At 72.8% G+C, this 16246-nt stretch carries 14 protein-coding genes and 2 pseudogenes; 7 read left to right on the top strand and 9 right to left on the bottom strand.

The window, feature by feature from the left end:
- Window positions 1–370 precede the first annotated feature (370 nt).
- Window positions 371–853, bottom strand: a complete 483-nt coding sequence (locus AB0M03_RS12545; protein ID WP_363491364.1) for a hypothetical protein — start codon at window positions 851–853, stop codon at window positions 371–373.
- A gap of 179 nt (window positions 854–1032) precedes the next feature.
- On the opposite strand from AB0M03_RS12545, the gene AB0M03_RS12540 reads away from it, so the two are divergent.
- Both AB0M03_RS12540 and AB0M03_RS12535 read left to right on the top strand, forming a co-directional pair.
- Window positions 1033–1725, top strand: coding sequence for a class F sortase (locus tag AB0M03_RS12540; protein WP_363491363.1), 693 nt, complete (start codon window positions 1033–1035; stop codon window positions 1723–1725).
- Between the two features lie 197 nt (window positions 1726–1922).
- On the top strand, window positions 1923–2936 hold the full coding sequence (locus AB0M03_RS12535) for a polyprenyl synthetase family protein (protein WP_363491362.1): 1014 nt from the start codon (window positions 1923–1925) through the stop codon (window positions 2934–2936).
- 61 nt (window positions 2937–2997) lie between these two features.
- Here AB0M03_RS12535 and AB0M03_RS12530 read toward each other — a convergent pair whose 3' ends face one another.
- A complete protein-coding gene (locus AB0M03_RS12530; protein ID WP_363491361.1) occupies window positions 2998–4407 on the bottom strand; it encodes an amidase in 1410 nt (469 codons plus the stop codon).
- A gap of 9 nt (window positions 4408–4416) precedes the next feature.
- Entirely contained in the window at window positions 4417–5040 is a 624-nt protein-coding gene (locus AB0M03_RS12525) for a dihydrofolate reductase family protein (protein WP_363491360.1), read from the bottom strand.
- A gap of 349 nt (window positions 5041–5389) precedes the next feature.
- Here AB0M03_RS12525 and AB0M03_RS12520 point away from each other — a divergent pair.
- Window positions 5390–6007, top strand: a pseudogene (locus tag AB0M03_RS12520) (carbohydrate binding domain-containing protein); the annotation flags it as partial.
- 42 nt (window positions 6008–6049) lie between these two features.
- Window positions 6050–7144, top strand: coding sequence for a chitinase (locus AB0M03_RS12515; protein WP_363491411.1), 1095 nt, complete (start codon window positions 6050–6052; stop codon window positions 7142–7144).
- 81 nt (window positions 7145–7225) lie between these two features.
- On the opposite strand, the gene AB0M03_RS12510 is transcribed toward AB0M03_RS12515, so the two are convergent.
- The 3 genes from AB0M03_RS12510 to AB0M03_RS12500 all read right to left on the bottom strand — a co-directional run bounded on the left by AB0M03_RS12510 (window position 7226) and on the right by AB0M03_RS12500 (window position 8918).
- On the bottom strand, window positions 7226–7870 hold the full coding sequence (locus AB0M03_RS12510; RefSeq protein ID WP_363491359.1) for an HU family DNA-binding protein: 645 nt from the start codon (window positions 7868–7870) through the stop codon (window positions 7226–7228).
- 65 nt (window positions 7871–7935) lie between these two features.
- Window positions 7936–8259 (bottom strand): hypothetical protein, encoded by a 324-nt coding sequence (locus AB0M03_RS12505; RefSeq protein WP_363491358.1) that lies wholly within the window; start codon window positions 8257–8259, stop codon window positions 7936–7938.
- Between the two features lie 413 nt (window positions 8260–8672).
- The gene (locus AB0M03_RS12500; protein WP_363491357.1) at window positions 8673–8918 is read right to left on the bottom strand and encodes a hypothetical protein; all 246 of its coding nucleotides are present in this window, start codon (window positions 8916–8918) and stop codon (window positions 8673–8675) included.
- 229 nt (window positions 8919–9147) lie between these two features.
- On the opposite strand from AB0M03_RS12500, the gene AB0M03_RS12495 reads away from it, so the two are divergent.
- Complete coding sequence (locus tag AB0M03_RS12495; RefSeq protein ID WP_363491356.1) at window positions 9148–11370, top strand: hypothetical protein; 2223 nt, start codon at window positions 9148–9150, stop codon at window positions 11368–11370.
- 148 nt (window positions 11371–11518) lie between these two features.
- Here AB0M03_RS12495 and AB0M03_RS12490 read toward each other — a convergent pair.
- Window positions 11519–12712, bottom strand: a pseudogene (locus tag AB0M03_RS12490) (MFS transporter); the annotation flags it as partial.
- 134 nt (window positions 12713–12846) lie between these two features.
- Here AB0M03_RS12490 and AB0M03_RS12485 point away from each other — a divergent pair.
- Both AB0M03_RS12485 and AB0M03_RS12480 read left to right on the top strand, forming a co-directional pair.
- Complete coding sequence (locus AB0M03_RS12485) at window positions 12847–13782, top strand: LysR family transcriptional regulator (RefSeq protein ID WP_363491355.1); 936 nt, start codon at window positions 12847–12849, stop codon at window positions 13780–13782.
- Between the two features lie 107 nt (window positions 13783–13889).
- Window positions 13890–14324, top strand: coding sequence for a VOC family protein (locus tag AB0M03_RS12480; RefSeq protein ID WP_363491354.1), 435 nt, complete (start codon window positions 13890–13892; stop codon window positions 14322–14324).
- 41 nt (window positions 14325–14365) lie between these two features.
- On the opposite strand, the gene AB0M03_RS12475 is transcribed toward AB0M03_RS12480, so the two are convergent.
- Window positions 14366–15028: an HAD family phosphatase gene (locus AB0M03_RS12475; RefSeq protein WP_363491353.1), complete on the bottom strand. Its 663-nt coding sequence runs from the start codon at window positions 15026–15028 to the stop codon at window positions 14366–14368.
- Entirely contained in the window at window positions 15025–16242 is a 1218-nt protein-coding gene (locus AB0M03_RS12470; RefSeq protein ID WP_363491352.1) for an acetyl-CoA C-acetyltransferase, read from the bottom strand. The genes AB0M03_RS12475 and AB0M03_RS12470 overlap by 4 nt, the downstream gene beginning before the upstream one ends.
- Between the last annotated feature and the right edge of the window lie 4 nt (window positions 16243–16246).

Below are 16246 nucleotides of genomic sequence, written 5' to 3'. Positions count from 1 at the left end.
ACCCGACCACGGCGCAGACTCAAGGCGGGTGACATCTCCTTCGAACCTGTGCAGGAGATAAATCCGGGTAGTGGTCCGACCGTCGGCCGGGCGTCGCTGCACCCGACCGCCGGACGTACGGATAATGGCAACCGCGGCAGGGGAGGTCAAGGATTCTCCGCGGTTGTCGCCGGGTGTGCTCCGATCGCCTTCCCCCATTCGGCTAATGCCGAGTGGCGGGCTGGAAAATTCCGCGCTCAGGCGCAAGGATTCCTCCTGCGCCTTACGGGCGGTGACCGGCCGAGGTGCACCGCGACGCTTCATCCCCTTCCATGAGAGAAGCACGGTCCTGTGCGCCGGTCCGATCCGGACCCGGCCCGTACGCGGCTACCTACGGCACCGGTGCAGCCGGCCCGGACCGTACCGGACGATGGGAACCATCCACGATGAACTCACGAGTCGTCTGCACAGCCGCACTGGCGGCTGCTGTCGGCCTGGTGACGGCGACACCGGCCATCGCCGCCACCGTCACGGTCAACCCGACCAGCATCGCTGCCGGACAGTCCCTGTCGATCACGGCCGCCGGCTGCACCACGACCGGCAACGTCCAGGCCACCTCCACCGCCTTCTCGGCGCCGGTGACCCTGACCCAGTCGTCTTCCGGCGCTGCTACCGGCACCGGCACCCTGTCCGGGACTGCAACGATCGCCACCTCGGCCGCCGCGGGTTCGCACATGGTGTCCGTGACGTGCGACGGCAGCGCTTCCACGGCCACGTTCACCGTCACGGCGGCCACGGGCAGCCCGACTGCAAGCCCCTCGGGGAGCGCGAGCCCGTCGAGCTCCCAACCGACGACGACGGTGACGGCGACCACGACCGAGACCATCACGGAGAACCCGATCCTGACGCTTTCCCCCACGGGCGGTGTGGCCGCCGGGGACGGCAGCAGCCAGGCATCGACCGGACCCGGCCCGACGGCCGTCGGACTGGGGCTCGCCGCGATGGCGATCGGCTCCGCACTGGTGGTCCGTTACGTCCGTCGTCGGCGCCCCGGTGCGCACCGATGAGCAGGGCCGCCGCCGAGGGCTGGGCCGTCCCTCACTGATGGTGGCGCTGGTCCTGCTCCTCGGCGGCGCCGGCTACGGAGCCGGGGCGTACGTCCTCGCCCCCAGCGCCGAGTACCAGCGCATACCCCCTCCGCAGCCCGACCAGAGCGGTGTGCCCACCCTGCCGACCGACCGGTCCACCGCCGGTGCACCGCAGATCGAAGCCCTGAACCCGTCCGTCCCGGTGCACATCGACGTCCCGCGTCTGGGCATCCACGCGGACATCCTGGCCGGCGGACTCAACACCGACGGCTCCCTGGCCGTGCCCCCCGAGAACCAGGCCGACCGCGCCTCCTGGTACAGCGGAAGCCCGACTCCGGGAACGATCGGCTCCTCGATCATCCTCGGGCACGTCGACTCCCGGAACCTCCCGCGCGGCAGAGCAGCCTTCTACCCCTTGGGCGCAGCGAAGCCCGGCGACGAAGTGGACATCACGCGAGCGGACGGCACCGTAGCCGTGTTCACCGTCGACGCCGCCACCGTCGTGCCCAAGAACGGCTTTCCCGCCGACGCGGTCTACGGGGCCCGGCCGACCCCCGAGCTGCGCCTGATCACCTGCGGCGGCGCCTTCGTGAACGGCGACTACACCGGCAACGTCGTGGTGTTCGCGCACCTCACCCGCAGCCACCCCGATGTGTAGGGGAATCGAGCTGAGTGAGGACCGGGCGGAGGACCGCCGGGGCGGGTGTGGTGACACGCCCGCACGTGGCCTCGTCGGGTTGCGTTCCCCGCGAGGAGGGGCCGTCATGGCAGGAGGGCTGCGCGTGCGTTCCTCCGGGAGCCGGTGCGGTGCCCGTCCGTGGCCACCCGAGAGTGTCGGAGACCTCCTTGCAGACCGTGCGCACTTCGCAGCAGATCACCCGCGACGTCATCGCCTTCATGGAACCCGCCCTGCGTGAGACCACCGCCCTGCTGGGGCAGCCGGTCCGGCGAATGGTGGAGTACCACTTCGGCTGGATCGACGCGGAGGGGCGCCCGTCGACACCGGTCGGTTTCCGGCGGCGGCCCGCGCTGGTCGCGCTGCTGTGCGCGGGCAGCAGTGCGCAGGCCTGGGACGCGGTGCGGACCGCCGCCGTGGCGGGGACCTTGATGTCGGCGGCCGGGACCGTCCACGACGACATCATCGACCGCGAGATGGTCCGCAAGGGACGGCCGACCGTATGGACGGTGTTCGGCGTGCCGGCCGCGATCCAGGTCGGGGTCGCCCTGCACTGCCTGGCGTTCGAGCTGCTGGCTCAGGACCCCAGGCCGGTCTCGGCCGTGCTGGCCCGGCGGGCCGCGTACGCCATCCGGGAGTGCTGCTCGGGGCAGGTCCGTGACCTGGAGACCGAAGGATCCTCCCGGATGAGCCTCGAGCTGTCGCTCGAACTGCTGGAAAGCACCATCGCGCTTCCCACGGCCGGCGTCTGCGTCGCGGGCGCGCTGGTGCGCGGCGCCGGCGAGGAGGAGGTGGCGGCCGCCGAGCGGTTCGGTTACCACGCCGGGATGGCCATGGCGTTCTTCGACGACTGGGAGGGCGTGTGGGGCACCTCGCGCGACGCGCTGGAAGACCGGTTCGCGGACCTGCGGCGCCGGAAGTCGCGGGCCTTCGCCGCGATCGCCCTGCAGTCCCGGGGACCGGCCCGCGACCAGTTGGCCGCCTTCTACGACGACACCGCCGAGCCCACCCTCGATCGGCTCCGGCACGTCGCGGACCTCATCGAGGAGTGCCAGGGCCGCAGTTGGCTGGAGGAGCGGATCAGGGAACACATCCGGCTGGCCCAGGACATCCTGCCGCAGGCGGTGCCCGACCCGGTCGCACAGGCCGAGCTCGCCGCCTTCGTCGACGCCATCGCCGACGAACTCCCTTGAGTCGCACACCATCCGGCTTCGGGGACGCCCGACCGGGAAGGCACCGCCCGGGCTGCGGGGCCTACGGCAGGCGCGGCCAGTGGGAAGGCCAGCGCTGGTGGTGTTCGAGTTGGGCGGCGAGGGAGACGAGGAGGGGTTCGCTGTCGGCGGGGCCGAGGAGTTGGGCACCGAGGGGGAGACCGGTGGCGGTGAAGCCGGCGGGGACGCTGACGGCGGGCCAGCCGAGGACGTTCCAGGCCCAGGTGTAGGGGCAGGCGGCGACGGCGGCCAGGCCGGTCCGGCGGTTGGTCAGGTGGGCGGCGTAGCCGACGCGGGGCGGCGGTGTGGCGGTGGTGGGGGTGAGGACGATGTCGAACGAGTCGAAGATCGCCCCGATGCGCCGGCGCAGGGGTCGTTCGGCGGCGCGGGCGAGGGTGAGCGCACGGCCGCTGAGCAGCCGGCCGAGTGCGATGTTGCGGCGGGTCCGGGAGTCGAGGGGGCCGGCGCCGGGCAGGCGCCGCGCCCAGTGGTGGAGTTCGGCGACGGCGCGCGGTACCTGGGCGGGGCCGATCGGCCCGTACCGCGGGTCGGCGGACCGGACGGTGTGGCCGAGGTCCGCCATGGCGGCCGCCGTCCGCAGGGTGGCGGCGCGGGCCGCGGGGTGCAGCGGCGCCCGGACACCGGTGGCGGGGCCGCGCAGGGAGAGGGCGATCCGCAGTCGGCCCGGCTCGCGGCGGGCGGCGTCGAGCATCGGGGTGGCGAACTGCAGTGGGGTGCCGCGCGGTCGGTGGCCGACGGCGGCGTCGAGGAGGAGGGCGGCGTCGGCCACCGTGCGGGCGAGCGGTCCCGGAACCGTGAGGTCGTGCAGGTCCTCGCTGCCGGGGGAGACCGGGATCCGGCCGCGCTGGGGTTTGATGCCGACCAGGTGGGTCCAGGCGGCGGGCACGCGGACGGAGCCGGCGCCGTCGGAGCCGAGGGCGGCGGGCACCAGTCCGGCGGCGACGGCGGCCGCGGAACCCCCCGAGGAGCCGCCGGGGGTACGGTCGGTGTTCCACGGGTTGCGGGTGCTGCCGAACGCGGCCCCCTCGGTGAACGGCCACTGGCCGAACTCGGGGGTGTTGGTCTTGCCGACGATGATCGCGCCCGCCGACCGCAGCCGCCGTACGCACTCGCTGTCGGCCGCTGCCGGAGGGAAGTCCCCGGCGCAGCCGAACGCCGTCGGCTCGCCCGCGACGTCCATGTCGTCCTTGACGGCGATCGGCACCCCGAGTAGGGGAAGCCGTTCACCTGCCGCCAGCCGCCGGTCGGCGTCGTCCGCCTCGGCGAGGGCGGCGGCGCCGCGCACCAGGCGGAACGCGTTGAGCCCGACCCGGGTCGCCTCGATCCGCGCCAGCGCATCGCGCACCAGCTCGCGGGCGGTGGCCCTGCCGTCGGCGAGGGCGGCGGCCTGGTCGAGCAGTCCGCCGTGCGGGCTTCCGGGTGCTTGGGTCACTGCCGGGAGTCACTCGTCGAGCAGGAAGCTCCCGAAGGTCGCCCGCCCGGTCGGCCGGTAGGTGTGGACGGCGACGCCGGAGGCGGTGGTGCGGGTGCCGGTGAACCGGAAGGCGGTCGGCAGGCCCCCGTCGGGGAACAGCCGCTTGCCCGTGCCGAGGACGACGGGGAAGACGAGCATGCGGTACTCGTCGATCAGGTCGCGATCCATCAGTGACCGGGCGAGCGCCCCGCTGCCGTGGATCTGGAGTTCACCGTCCGGCAGCCGCTCCTTCAGCCGGGCGACCTCGGCCGGCACGTCGCCGCCGAGGAACGTGGTGCCCTGCCAGTCACCCCGGTCGCGGGTGGTCGACGCGACGTACTTCGGCAGCGCGTTGAGCCGGGAGGCGATCGGGTCGTCCGGGTCCGTCATCTTCGGCCAGTACCCGGCGAAGAGGTCGTACGTCCGGCGGCCGAGGAGGAACGCGCCGGCGCGCTCGAAGACCTCGGCCATGAAGCGCCCCGCGTCGTCGTCGAAGTACGGCACGACCCAGCCGCCGTACCGGAAGCCGCCGCTGTCGTCCTCACCCGGGCCGCCCGGGGCCTGCACGACACCGTCGAGGGTGAGGAACGTCGTGAGGGTCAGCTCCGCCACGGCATGTCTCGCTCTCTTCCGTCCGATCGACCCGCCCAGCGTCCCAGACGGCACGGAACCCGAGGTCCGACGCCACGCCGGACGCCGCCGAAAATCGCTGCCGCGCCGACCCGGCCCCGGCTGCCGTGAAAGGCGCTCACCGGTCTTCCCGTACGCGGAACTTCCGCGGATCACCCCTGCTCGACGGAGCCGCACCCCCGCCATTGGTCCAGACCTATTGACGAGGTTTGCCGCCCCTCCTACGATCCGGTCCGGCACAGCCCCACATGTCCCCACCTCACCCGCAGCCGGACGTCGCGCCCCCACGCGCTGGTCATGCCCATGACGCCCGGCGGGAAGGGAGCACAGCATGTTCCGTCGAAGGCCGCGCACTCCGCGTCCGTCGGGCGACTTCCGCCCCTGTCCGGATCCCGGCCGCCTCGAGGGCGACCGGGCAGGGAGCGAGCCGCTCCGAGCTCCCCGCCCGCAGCGCGCGACCGTGGAACGCGCATCGCAGGTGAACCGGCCCGGCCGCGCCGGGCACGGACCGACCGTCCTGAGGCGTGCCGTCGCCGGGGTGAGCGCCGCCGCCGTCATCGGTGCCGGCATCGCCGTGGCCGGCTCCGTCACGGCCGGGGCCGCCACCCCCAACCTGGTGGCCAACTCCGGATTCGAGAACGGGCTCTCCGGCTGGACCTGCTCCGGCGGCTCCGGCGCGGCCGTCAGCAGCCCGGTCCACTCCGGCGCCTCCGCGCTCAAGGCCACGCCGACCGGCCAGGACAACGCGCAGTGCACGCAGACCATCAGCGTGCAGCCCAACTCCCAGTACACGCTGAGCGCCTATGTCCAGGGCAGCTACGTCTACCTGGGCGCCACCGGCACCGGCCTCACCACGGCCCCGTCCACCTGGACGCCGAACAACTCGTCGTACGGACAGCTCGGCGTCAGCTTCACCACCGGGGCGAACACCACCTCGGTGACCGTCTACGTGCACGGCTGGTACGGGCAGCCCGCGTACTACGCGGACGACGTGTCGCTCACCGGCCCCGGCGGCAGCAGCCCCTCGCCGAGCACCAGCGCGTCGACCAGCGCCTCCCCGAGCACCAGCACCTCTCCGAGCAGCAGCCCGTCGACCAGCGCTTCGCCGAGCAGCAGCCCGACGGGCGGCGACACCTGCCCCACGAAGCCCAAGCCGTCGGGCAAGGTCCTGCAGGGCTACTGGGAGAACTGGGACGGCGCCGCCAACGGCGTCCACCCCGGCATGGGCTGGGTCCCGATCACGGACAGCCGGATCGCCGCGCACGGCTACAACGTCATCAACGCCGCCTTCCCGGTGATCCTGTCGGACGGCACCGTCCTGTGGCAGGACGGCATGGACGCCGGCGTCAAGGTCCCGACCCCCGCCGAGATGTGCCGGGCCAAGGCGGCCGGGGCGACGATCCTGATGTCGATCGGCGGTGCCACCGCGGGCATCGACCTGAGCTCCAGCACGGTCGCCGACCGGTTCGTGGCGACCGTCGTCCCGATCCTCAAGAAGTACAACTTCGACGGAATCGACATCGACATCGAGACCGGCCTCTCCGGAAGCGGCAACATCAACACGCTGTCCGCCTCGCAGGCCAACCTGGTGCGCATCATCGACGGCGTGCTGGCCCAGATGCCCGCGGGCTTCGGCCTGACCATGGCCCCCGAAACCGCGTACGTCACCGGCGGAAGCGTCACCTACGGATCGATCTGGGGCGCCTACCTGCCGATCATCAAGAAGTACGCCGACAACGGCCGCCTGTGGTGGCTGAACATGCAGTACTACAACGGCAGCATGTACGGCTGCTCCGGCGACTCCTACCAGGCCGGCACCGTCCAGGGCTTCACCGCGCAGACCACCTGCCTGAACAACGGCCTGGTCATCCAGGGCACCACCGTCAAGGTGCCCTACGACAAGCAGGTGCCCGGCCTGCCCGCCCAGCCCGGCGCGGGTGGTGGCTACATGGCGCCGAGCCTGGTCAGCCAGTCGTGGAACGCCTTCGGCGGTTCGCTGAAGGGGCTCATGACGTGGTCGATCAACTGGGACGGCTCCAAGGGATGGACCTTCGGCGACAACGTCAAGTCCCTCCAGAACCGTTGATCTCCCGCTGACCTCCGGCCGACCTCCCGCGCCGTGAAGGGGCCGGGCCCGGTGTCGAGTACCGGGCCCGGCCTGTGGGGTTCACGCCGTGGTGCGGCGGGTGGCCCGCTTGGCCGGTGCGGCCTTCTCGGCGGTGCCCGGAGCGGCCTTCTTCGCGGTGGCGGCCTTCTTCGCCGGCGTCGCCGACTTCTTCGCCGCGGCGGTCGCCTTCCGCGCCGTGGTGGTCTTCTTGGCGGGCGGCGCGGTCTTCTTGACCGCGGCGGCGGCCTTCTTGGTGGTGGCCTTCTTGGCGGTGGTCCTCTTCGCAGTGGTGACCGCGGCGGTGGCGGTGGCGGTGGCGGTGCGCTTCGCGGCCGCCCGCTTGCGGGCGGGTGCAGCGGCCGCGCTCTTCCCCGCGGTGAGCGAGCCCTTGGGGGCCTTGGCCGTGGCCGGGCCGGACTTCGGGAGCTTCTTCGCGCCGGAGACCAGGTCCTTGAAGCCCTGGCCGGGGCGGAAGCGGGGCACGTTGGTCTTCTTGACCCGTACGCGCTCGCCGGTCTGGGGGTTGCGGGCGTAGCGGCCGGCGCGCTCGACCTTCTCCAGGGTGCCGAAGCCGGTGACCTGCACCCGCTCCCCGGCCACCACGGCGCGGACCATGGCGTCGAGGACCGCGTCCACGGCGTCCTCGGCGGCGGTGCGGCTGCCGAGTTGCCCGGCGACCGCCTCGACGAGTTGTCCTTTGTTCATGACGACGTCTCCACAACAGCATCGGGGATGGTTTTGTCCTGTTTCATCCTCAACATAGGGGCCATTCAGGTCTCCCGCCTGCCCAACGGCAGCCGCACAGCCGTCGGGAGGGCCCATGCCTGCGGTCCACCCCCTTCTCCGCTCCCTGCGGTGATCCGGCGCCGGGCCCCGAACTCGCCGCCCCCGGCTGCTCCTGGTCGCGGTGCGCGGGCCGGTCGGGAGAGGTGGGCGTCGAGGACGGCGAAGGTGCGGGCGTAGGCGGCGCCGTACGCGGGGGTGACGATCCGGTCGCTCCCGCCCCAGGACAGGAGCGCCGGCGTCCTGACCCGGCCGAGGCGGCGGAGCAGCTCGGGGTCGTGCATGTACGGGTCGCCGGCGAGGGTGCGCATGGTTGCCGTGTTGCCCTGGCGGCGGGCGAGTTCGGCGGCGGGCAGCCCGGCCGGGTCGACGTGGTACCGCTCGGCTCGTGCCAGGCGTACTCGGCCGGGCCGCGGGCGTCGAGGGTGAGGACGTCCCGGATCGGTTCGCCTCGACGTGCACGCCGACGGCGTTGACCAGGACGGGGTCGCCGATGATTCCGGCGGTGTCCCGGACGGCCGTCCCGGCGGCGATCCGGCCGCCGAGGGAGGTGCCGACCACCAGGACGTCCTCCAGTCCGCGGTCGTGCAGCAGGTGCAGGTGCAGGTGGGCGAGGGCGAGGTCGTCGACACCGGTGGGCCAACCGGGGCGGTGGGTGCCGTCCCAGCCGGGGTGGACGGGGTGAGGGTGTGCATGGTGCGGGCCAGGTGTGCCGAGAGGCCGGTCACGGTGGCCGGCCCGCCGCCGTCGGCGCCACCTCGCCCGGTGGGACGCGCTGCGCGCCGTCGGCCGGCTGCCCGGCGCCTCGGTGCGGACCCTCGCCGCCGAGACCTTCCAGACCGAACAGGCCTTCGGCGCCCTCGCCGGCCGCCTCGTCGCCCAGGGCCTGACCGAGCGCACCCCCGGGCACGGCCGCCGCGTCGAGCACCGGCTGACGCCCGCCGGCGAGCGGATGCTGGAGGTCGGCCACACCGTCGCGGAGGAGGTGCTCGGGAGGAGTCCACCTGACGGGCTCCTGGGTGGATGGGGCCGGTATGAAGCGCACAAATGCGCGACCGGCGCCGGGCGCGGTGTGACGCGCCGTCAGAAAGCCCCTGTATGGTCCTATACGTCCGGAATTGCGAGGATCACCATGGTGGCCAGGGAGGGAACTCGACCGAACCCGACGCACCACCCTGAGCGAAGGAGCCCGCAAGGACATGTCAGTCATCTCCGATCCCACCGTGCTCGACGGCCAGAGCCGGTCCCCCGGCACGTACGAGATCGAGGACCTGCTCGAACTCGCCGAACGCGACGACCTGGCCGAGGCGGCCGTCGAAGAGCCGGAGGGCGCCGACCAGCTGGTCCAGCTCCAGGCCAAGGTCGCGCTGCTGGAAGCGCAGACCGCCCTGCGGGCCGCCGGGCCGCAGACGCGGCGCCTGGTCCGCGGCAGGTACCGCAGCGTCGGCGGCGAGAGCCAGCTGGAGCTGAGGGTCGACGTGGACGGCTTCCGGCCGGCCATGCGGGTCAGCGGCGACTTCTTCCAGACCAGCGGCACCACCACCGGCTACGTCGGCTCCTTCGTGCTCGACGCCCCGACCGTCTCCTCCACGCCCGGCGTGGTCAGGATCGAGGGCACGGCCAGGTTCAGCCTCCCGGTGGCCGCCCGCCACGTCCGGGTGGCCATCCCGCGGGCGTCCGGACCGTCCCACGGCCCGGTCTCCGCCACCGTCCACTTCTCCGCCGCCGGCGGCGCACCCACCGCGACCTACCTCTGCGGCTTCGTCTCCCCGCACTTCCGCAGCATCAAGCTGGAACAGGACTCGGTCGCGGGCACGGTGCCGTTCATCGAGTACAACACCGGCTCGCTGCCGCAGCCGCCGTCCAGCCCGACCCGCACCCTCACCCTGCCGAAGGCCTTCGAGGAGGCCGGCATCGAGGTGCAGCTCGCCGGCACCTCGAACACCGTCCCGGTCGGCACCGCCGGCACCGACGCCAAGTGGGACGAGGCCGAGCTGCACAACGCGATGGTCAACCACTTCAGCCTCTGGCGGGACGCCCCGCTGTGGCAGGCCTGGCTGCTGGTCGCCACCTCCTTCGTGCAGCAGGGGGTGCGCGGCGTCATGTTCGACGCCGCCGGCTCCTTCCAGCGGCAGGGGTACGCGGTGTTCCACGACGCGATCCAGGGCCAGGACCCGGCCACCCAGCGCGCCCAGCTGCGCACCTACGTCCACGAACTCGGCCACGCCTTCAACCTGCTGCACTCCTGGGACAAGAACTTCGCCGACCCGCCCCAGCCGCTCGGGCCCAACGGCGGCCTCGGCGACCTGTCCTGGATGAACTACACCTGGAAGTTCCAGCCCCCGCCGCCCGCCGCCGGCGGCGACGCCGCCTACTGGGCCGCCTTCCCGTTCCAGTTCACCGACAACGAACTGGTCCACCTGCGGCACGGCTTCTTCCGCGACGTCGTCATGGGCGGCAACCCGTTCGGCGTCGGTGCGGCCGAGGTCGACCCCGAGCTGTTCGGCGACCCGGTGACCGACCACAGCGGCCTCACCCTCGAACTCCGCTCCGCCCGGTCCTTCGCCTACGGCCAACCGGTCGTCGTCGAGCTCAAACTCTCCTCGCCCGACCGGCGCGGCCGCGTCACCCACGACCGCCTCGGCCCCACCGACGGATTCGTCACCATCGCCGTCCGCACCCCTTCCGGCCAGGTCAGGACGTACCGCCCGCCGCTCGTCCGCTGCCTCGAGGACAACGTGCAGACCCGCGTGGTCACCGAGGAGAACGCCGTCTACAAGAGCGCCTACATCGGCTACGGCCGCGACGGCCTCTACTTCGAACAGCCCGGCCGCTACCAGCTCCGCGCCCAGTACGTCGCCTCCGACGGCTCCCGCGTGCTCTCCGACGTCCGGCACCTGACCGTCCGCACCCCGCGGACCGACGCCGACGAGCACGTCGCCGAACTGATGATGGGCGACCAGCAGGGCACCCTCTTCTACCTGCTCGGCTCCTCCGCCGAGAGCCTCACCGACGGCAACGACGCACTCCAGGAGGTCATCGAGCGGTACGGCGACCACCCGCTCGCCGTCTACCCCCGTCTGGTCAAGGGCGTCAACGCGTCCCGGGACTTCAAGTACCTCACCGCCGACCGCAACCTGTACACCGTGCAGGCCGACCCGCAGGAGAGCATCCAGCACCTCGACTCCGTCGTGGAGGCCTCGACCGGCGAGGACGGCGTCGACAACCTCACCCTCAACTGGGTGATGCGCCGCCGCGCCCGGATGGAGGCCAGGACCGGCGACCTCGGCCGGGCCATCCGCTCCCTGGACGGGATGGCCACGTTCTTCCGCGACACCAAGGGCCTGCGCGAGCCCGTCGTCCGGGGAATCGCGGCCCAGGCCGAGCAGACCAAGGAACGCATCGCCGGCGAGAACCGGTAGCGGGCCCGCCGGCCGCCCCCGTTCCGCCGCCGTTACGCCCCCGGACGGGCGGGGGCAGGCCCGGGTCCGGGCGAACCCGGTCCGGGTCCGGGCGAACCCGGTCCGGGTCGTACCGGGGCGCGCACCGCCCGGCACTCCCACGGCCGCCGCGGGGGAGCAACGGCGGGGTCGCCAGCAGGAGCACACCGGCCAGGGCGACGGCCGCACGCGGGCCGAGCAGACCGCCCAGCACGCCCCAGAGGGCCGTCAGGAGAGCGGTCGAGGCCTTGGTCGTCACCGCCCAGGCGGACAGCGTGCGGGCAACCCGGTCGGTCGCGGTGCGTTCGAGGCGGTAGGTGGCGCAGAGAGGGTTGAAGACCCCGCAGCAGGAGACGAGCCCGAGCTCGACGCCCATCACCAGCAGCAGCCCGCCGGTGCCCGGCCCCGGGAAGGCCAGGCCGACGGGCCACAGCGCGCGCAGCGCCCCGACCGCGACCAGGACCCGGTGCTGCCCGAACCGGGCAGCGAGCGGTCGGGCCAGCCGCGAACCGAGCAGCCCGCCGATCGACGGGACGGCGAAGGCGAGGCCGTACTGCCACGGTGCGAACCCGAGCCGGCCGAGCATCAGGACGGCCAGCAGCGGCTGGGCGGCCATCACCAGGCCGTTGAACAGGGCGGTGTTGAGGAACAGCGGACGCAGCGTTGCGTCCGCGAGGATGTACCGCCAGCCGTCGAGCAGGTCCCCGGCCCGCATGCGCGCGACCTCGCGCCGTTCGGGCCGCGGCTCGTGCCGGCCCGTCGCGCAGATGCCCAGGGCGGAGAGCAGGTAGCTGAGCGCGTCGGCCGCCACCGTCGCCACCGGACCGAGGAGCCCTATCGCCGCGCCGCCCAGCGGCGGTCCGATGACCGTGGTCGTCCAGGCCGTGGACTCGAAGCGGGCGTTGGCGGCGAGCAGGTCCTCGGCCGGCAGCAGTGCCTTCAGGTACGCGCCGGAGGCGGCGCGGAAGGCGATGTCGGACGCCGCGACGACGGCCGAGACCAGCAGGAGCTGAACGAAGGTGAGCAGGCCGAGCGCGAACGCGACGGGGACCGTCAGCAGCGCCGCGAACCGCACCAGGTCCGTCGCGATCAGCACCGGCCGCTTGCGGCGGAACTCCACCCACGGGCCGAGCGGCACCGCCACGACCGCGCCCGCCGCCGCCCCCGCGGAGGAGAGCGCGGCGACCTCGGCCGGGCCGGCGTGCAGCACCCGGACGGCGATCAGCGGGAACGCGCCGAAGGCGAGCCAGGTGCCGAGCGCGCTGGTTCCGTACGCTCCCCAGAGCCATCCGAACCGGCGCCCCAGCCGGTGCCCACTCCCCATGCCCCTGCCCCTCGCCGCTCAGCCGCACAACCGATCCGTGATCGGAAGCATCAAAGCGAGCGCCGTATTCGAGGGTCAAACAACCACAGGGCGGGCCGGCTACAACCGGTGGTTGTGCCGATAGGGTCGGTCGCATGGACCTCGACACCGTCCGGACCTTCGTCGCCGCAGCCGACGCGGGGCGGTTCCAGGAGGCCGCCGCCGAGCTGGCGGTCACCCAGCAGGCCGTCTCCAAGCGCATTGCCGCGCTGGAGCGCAGCCTCGGCGTGCGGCTGTTCACCCGCACCCCGCGCGGTGCCGAGCTCACCATCGACGGGCAGGCGTTCCTGCCCCACGCCCGCGAGCTGCTCCGCGTCGCCGAGCGCGCGGTCGCGTCCGTGCGCACCGGCCGCCGTCCGCTGCGCGTCGACGTGATCGCCTCGCGCGTCGCGGCGTCGGGCCTGATGCGCGGCTTCCACCGTGCGCACCCCGAGATCGACCTCGACGTGGTGATGCTGTTCGACGTCGAGACGGCCGTCGCCGCCCTCCGGTCCGGGTCGATCGACGCGTCCTTCCGCGCCGTCGCCATGCCCGGCCGGCCCCTCCCCGAGGACATCGCGTCCGTCCGGGTGCTCGACGAGCCGCTCCAGCTCCTCACCGGCCCCGCCCACGCGCTGGCGGGCGCCCGGTCGGTGGCCCCGGCCCGGCTCGCCGGACACCGGATCTGGATGCCCGGCATCGTCCCCGGCACCGAGTGGGCCGCCTACTACGACGACCTCGCTGCCGAATTCGGGCTCACCATCGAGGCGACCGGCCCCAACTTCGGCTCCGACGCGCTCCTCGACACCATCGCGGACACCCCGGCCCTGGCCACCTTCATGGGCGAACACACCCGCCTCGTCTGGCCCGCCGGCCACGGCCTGCGCCGCATCCCGGTCACCGACCCGACGCCCGTCTACCCGCACTCGCTCCTCTGGCACCGCGACAACCCCCACCCGGCACTGGCCGTCCTCCGCGCCCACCTCGCCACCACGGCGGCCGGCCACGGCACCGCCGGGACATGGGTGCCGGGATGGGTGGTGCCGCGCTGAACGCCGCCGCACCTTCGGCCCACGCACGAACGCCTGACAATCCTTTCCGTCAACGTGCGGATTCCCACTCGGAATTGGGCAACGGAGCCCACTGCTATGGTGGCCCGATGGCATCGGTCAAGCAGTTCCAGGTCACCTTCGACTGTGCAGAACCCGAGCGCGTCGCTCGTTTCTGGTGCGAGGTGTTGGGGTACGCCGTACCGCCGCCGCCGGAGGGGTTCGCCACGTGGGGCGATTTCGACCGGTCGCTGCCGCCCGGGGACCGGGGTTCGTGGTTCGTGTGCATCGATCCCTCGGGCGTGGGCCCGCGAATGTACTTCCAGCGCGTTCCCGAAGGCAAGGTCGCCAAGAACCGGCTGCATCTCGACGTGCGGGTCGGCACCGGACTCGTGGGTGAAGAGCGCCTGGCCACGCTCGAGGCCGAATGCGCACGACTGGTCGCGCTCGGCGCGGTACGCGTGCGACTGCTGCCCGCCGATGACGACAACGAGTCGTGCATCGTGATGCAGGACGTCGAGGGCAACGAGTTCTGTCTCGACTGACCACGGCGGTGCGGGTGGCGGCCGTGGGAAACGACCGACCATCAGGTCGGGGGTGCGGTCGAGTGCGACCGGGCCAGCCCGGGGACCATGTCGGCGAGTGCGGCCCGGGTGGTGTCGGCGTCGACGTGGAGCAGGGCCTGCATGCCGGCGGCCCGGGCTCCGAGCACGTTCGGCTCGGCGTCGTCGATGAACAGCACCCGGTCGGACGGCACGCCGAGCAGGTCCGAGGCGAGCCGGTAGATCGGGGCCAGGGGCTTGCGCAGGCCGACCTCGCCGGAGATCACGACGGGATCGAAGAGCGGGTCGATCCGCTCGCGCGGATAGGTGTTGCCCCAGCTGTTGGACAGCAGGGCCACCCGGATCCCGAGGTCGCGCAGCTCGCCGGCCAGCTCGAACATCGCCGGGTCGGGCCGCATCCCGGCGAACAGCCGCGCGAGGACACCGACCGGGTCGACCGCAGCGCCGTCGACCGTGACCAGCTCGGCGGCGAGCAGTGCGTCGAACTCCGCGATCGTCAGCTCGCCGGTCTCCAGCCGGTGGATCGGAGTACCGTCCTCGGCGTCGCGGGACAGCCAGGCCTTGAGCGTCCGGGAGAACGACTCCGGCTCGATGCCGTCGGCCTCGAGCCACGCCGCGATCGAGTCCCGGACCGGGCCGGTGAGCACGCCGCCGTAGTCGAAGGCCACCGCCTCCACCGCGGTCACGAGAGCCGCTCCAGCACCATCGCCATGCCCTGGCCGCCGCCGACGCACATCGTCTCCAGGCCGAACTGCTTGTCGTGCCACTGCAGCGAGTTGATCAGGGTGCTGGTGATCCGGGCACCGGTCATGCCGAACGGGTGGCCGACGGCGATCGCGCCACCGTTGACGTTGAGCTTCTCCTCCGGCACGCCGAGGTCGCGGGCCGACGGGATGACCTGGGCGGCGAACGCCTCGTTGATCTCGACCAGGTCGATGTCGCCGATGGTCAGGCCGGCACGCGCCAGCGCCCGCTTCGAGGCCTCGACCGGCCCCAGGCCCATGATCTCCGGGGACAGCCCCGAGACGCCCGTGCTGACGATCCGGGCCAGCGGCGTGATCCCGAGCTCCGCCGCCCTCGTGTCCGACATGATGACGAGCGCGGCGGCGCCGTCGTTCAGGGGGCAGCAGTTGCCGGCGGTGACGGTGCCGTCGGGCCGGAACACGGGCTGCAGTTGGGAGACCGCTTCGAGCGTCACTCCGGCACGCGGACCGTCGTCCTCGGTCACCCGGCTGCCGTCGGGCAGGGTCACGGGGGTGATGTCGCGCTCCCAGAAGCCGTCGGCGATCGCCTTCTCGGTGAGGTTCTGGCTGCGGACGCCGAAGGCGTCCTGTTCCGCGCGGCTGACGCCCTTGAGCTGGGCGACGTTCTCCGCCGTCTGGCCCATCGTGATGTACGCGTCCGGCAGTAGGCCCTGAATGCGCGGGTCCTCCCACGTCAGGCCACCGGCGGCGAACCGCTCGGTGCGGGCCTCCGCCGCGGCGAACAGCGGGTTCTTGGTGCCGGGCAGGCCGTCCGCGTTGCCCTGGGTGTAGCGGCTCACGGTCTCCACACCCGCGGAGAGGAACACCTCGCCCTCGCCCGCCCTGATCGCGTGCAGCGCCATCCGGGTGCTCTGCAGGCTGGACGAGCAGTAGCGGTTCACCGTGGTGCCGGGCACCTCGTCCAGCCCCGCGAGGACGGCGACGATCCGGGCCATGTTGAAGCCGGACTCCCCGGCGGGCTGACCGCAGCCGAGCACCAGGTCGTCGATCGTCCTCGGGTCGAGCTGGGGCACCTTGGCGAGGGCGGCCCGGACCATCTGGACGGTGAGATCGTCGGGGCGCAGGTCCTTCAGCGATCCCTTGAAGGCCCGGCCGATCGGCGAGCGGGCAGTGGCAACGATGACGGCTTCGGGCATGGCT

The organism is Kitasatospora sp. NPDC051914 (assembly GCF_040680995.1).
Lineage (GTDB): Bacteria > Actinomycetota > Actinomycetes > Streptomycetales > Streptomycetaceae > Kitasatospora.
This window is presented reverse-complemented; position numbering and strand designations above follow the sequence as displayed.

Bases quoted from the DNA above. Each gene is read 5' to 3' on its own strand.
- AB0M03_RS12510 (WP_363491359.1), bottom strand. From the start codon at position 7,870: ATGAACAAAGGACAACTCGTCGAGGCGGTCGCCGGGCAACTCGGCAGC.
- AB0M03_RS12505 (WP_363491358.1), bottom strand. From the start codon at position 8,259: ATGCGCACCCTCGCCGGCGACCCGTACATGCACGACCCCGAGCTGCTC.
- AB0M03_RS12495 (WP_363491356.1), top strand. From the start codon at position 9,148: ATGTCAGTCATCTCCGATCCCACCGTGCTCGACGGCCAGAGCCGGTCC.
- AB0M03_RS12485 (WP_363491355.1), top strand. From the start codon at position 12,847: ATGGACCTCGACACCGTCCGGACCTTCGTCGCCGCAGCCGACGCGGGG.
- AB0M03_RS12480 (WP_363491354.1), top strand. From the start codon at position 13,890: ATGGCATCGGTCAAGCAGTTCCAGGTCACCTTCGACTGTGCAGAACCC.
- AB0M03_RS12470 (WP_363491352.1), bottom strand. From the start codon at position 16,242: ATGCCCGAAGCCGTCATCGTTGCCACTGCCCGCTCGCCGATCGGCCGG.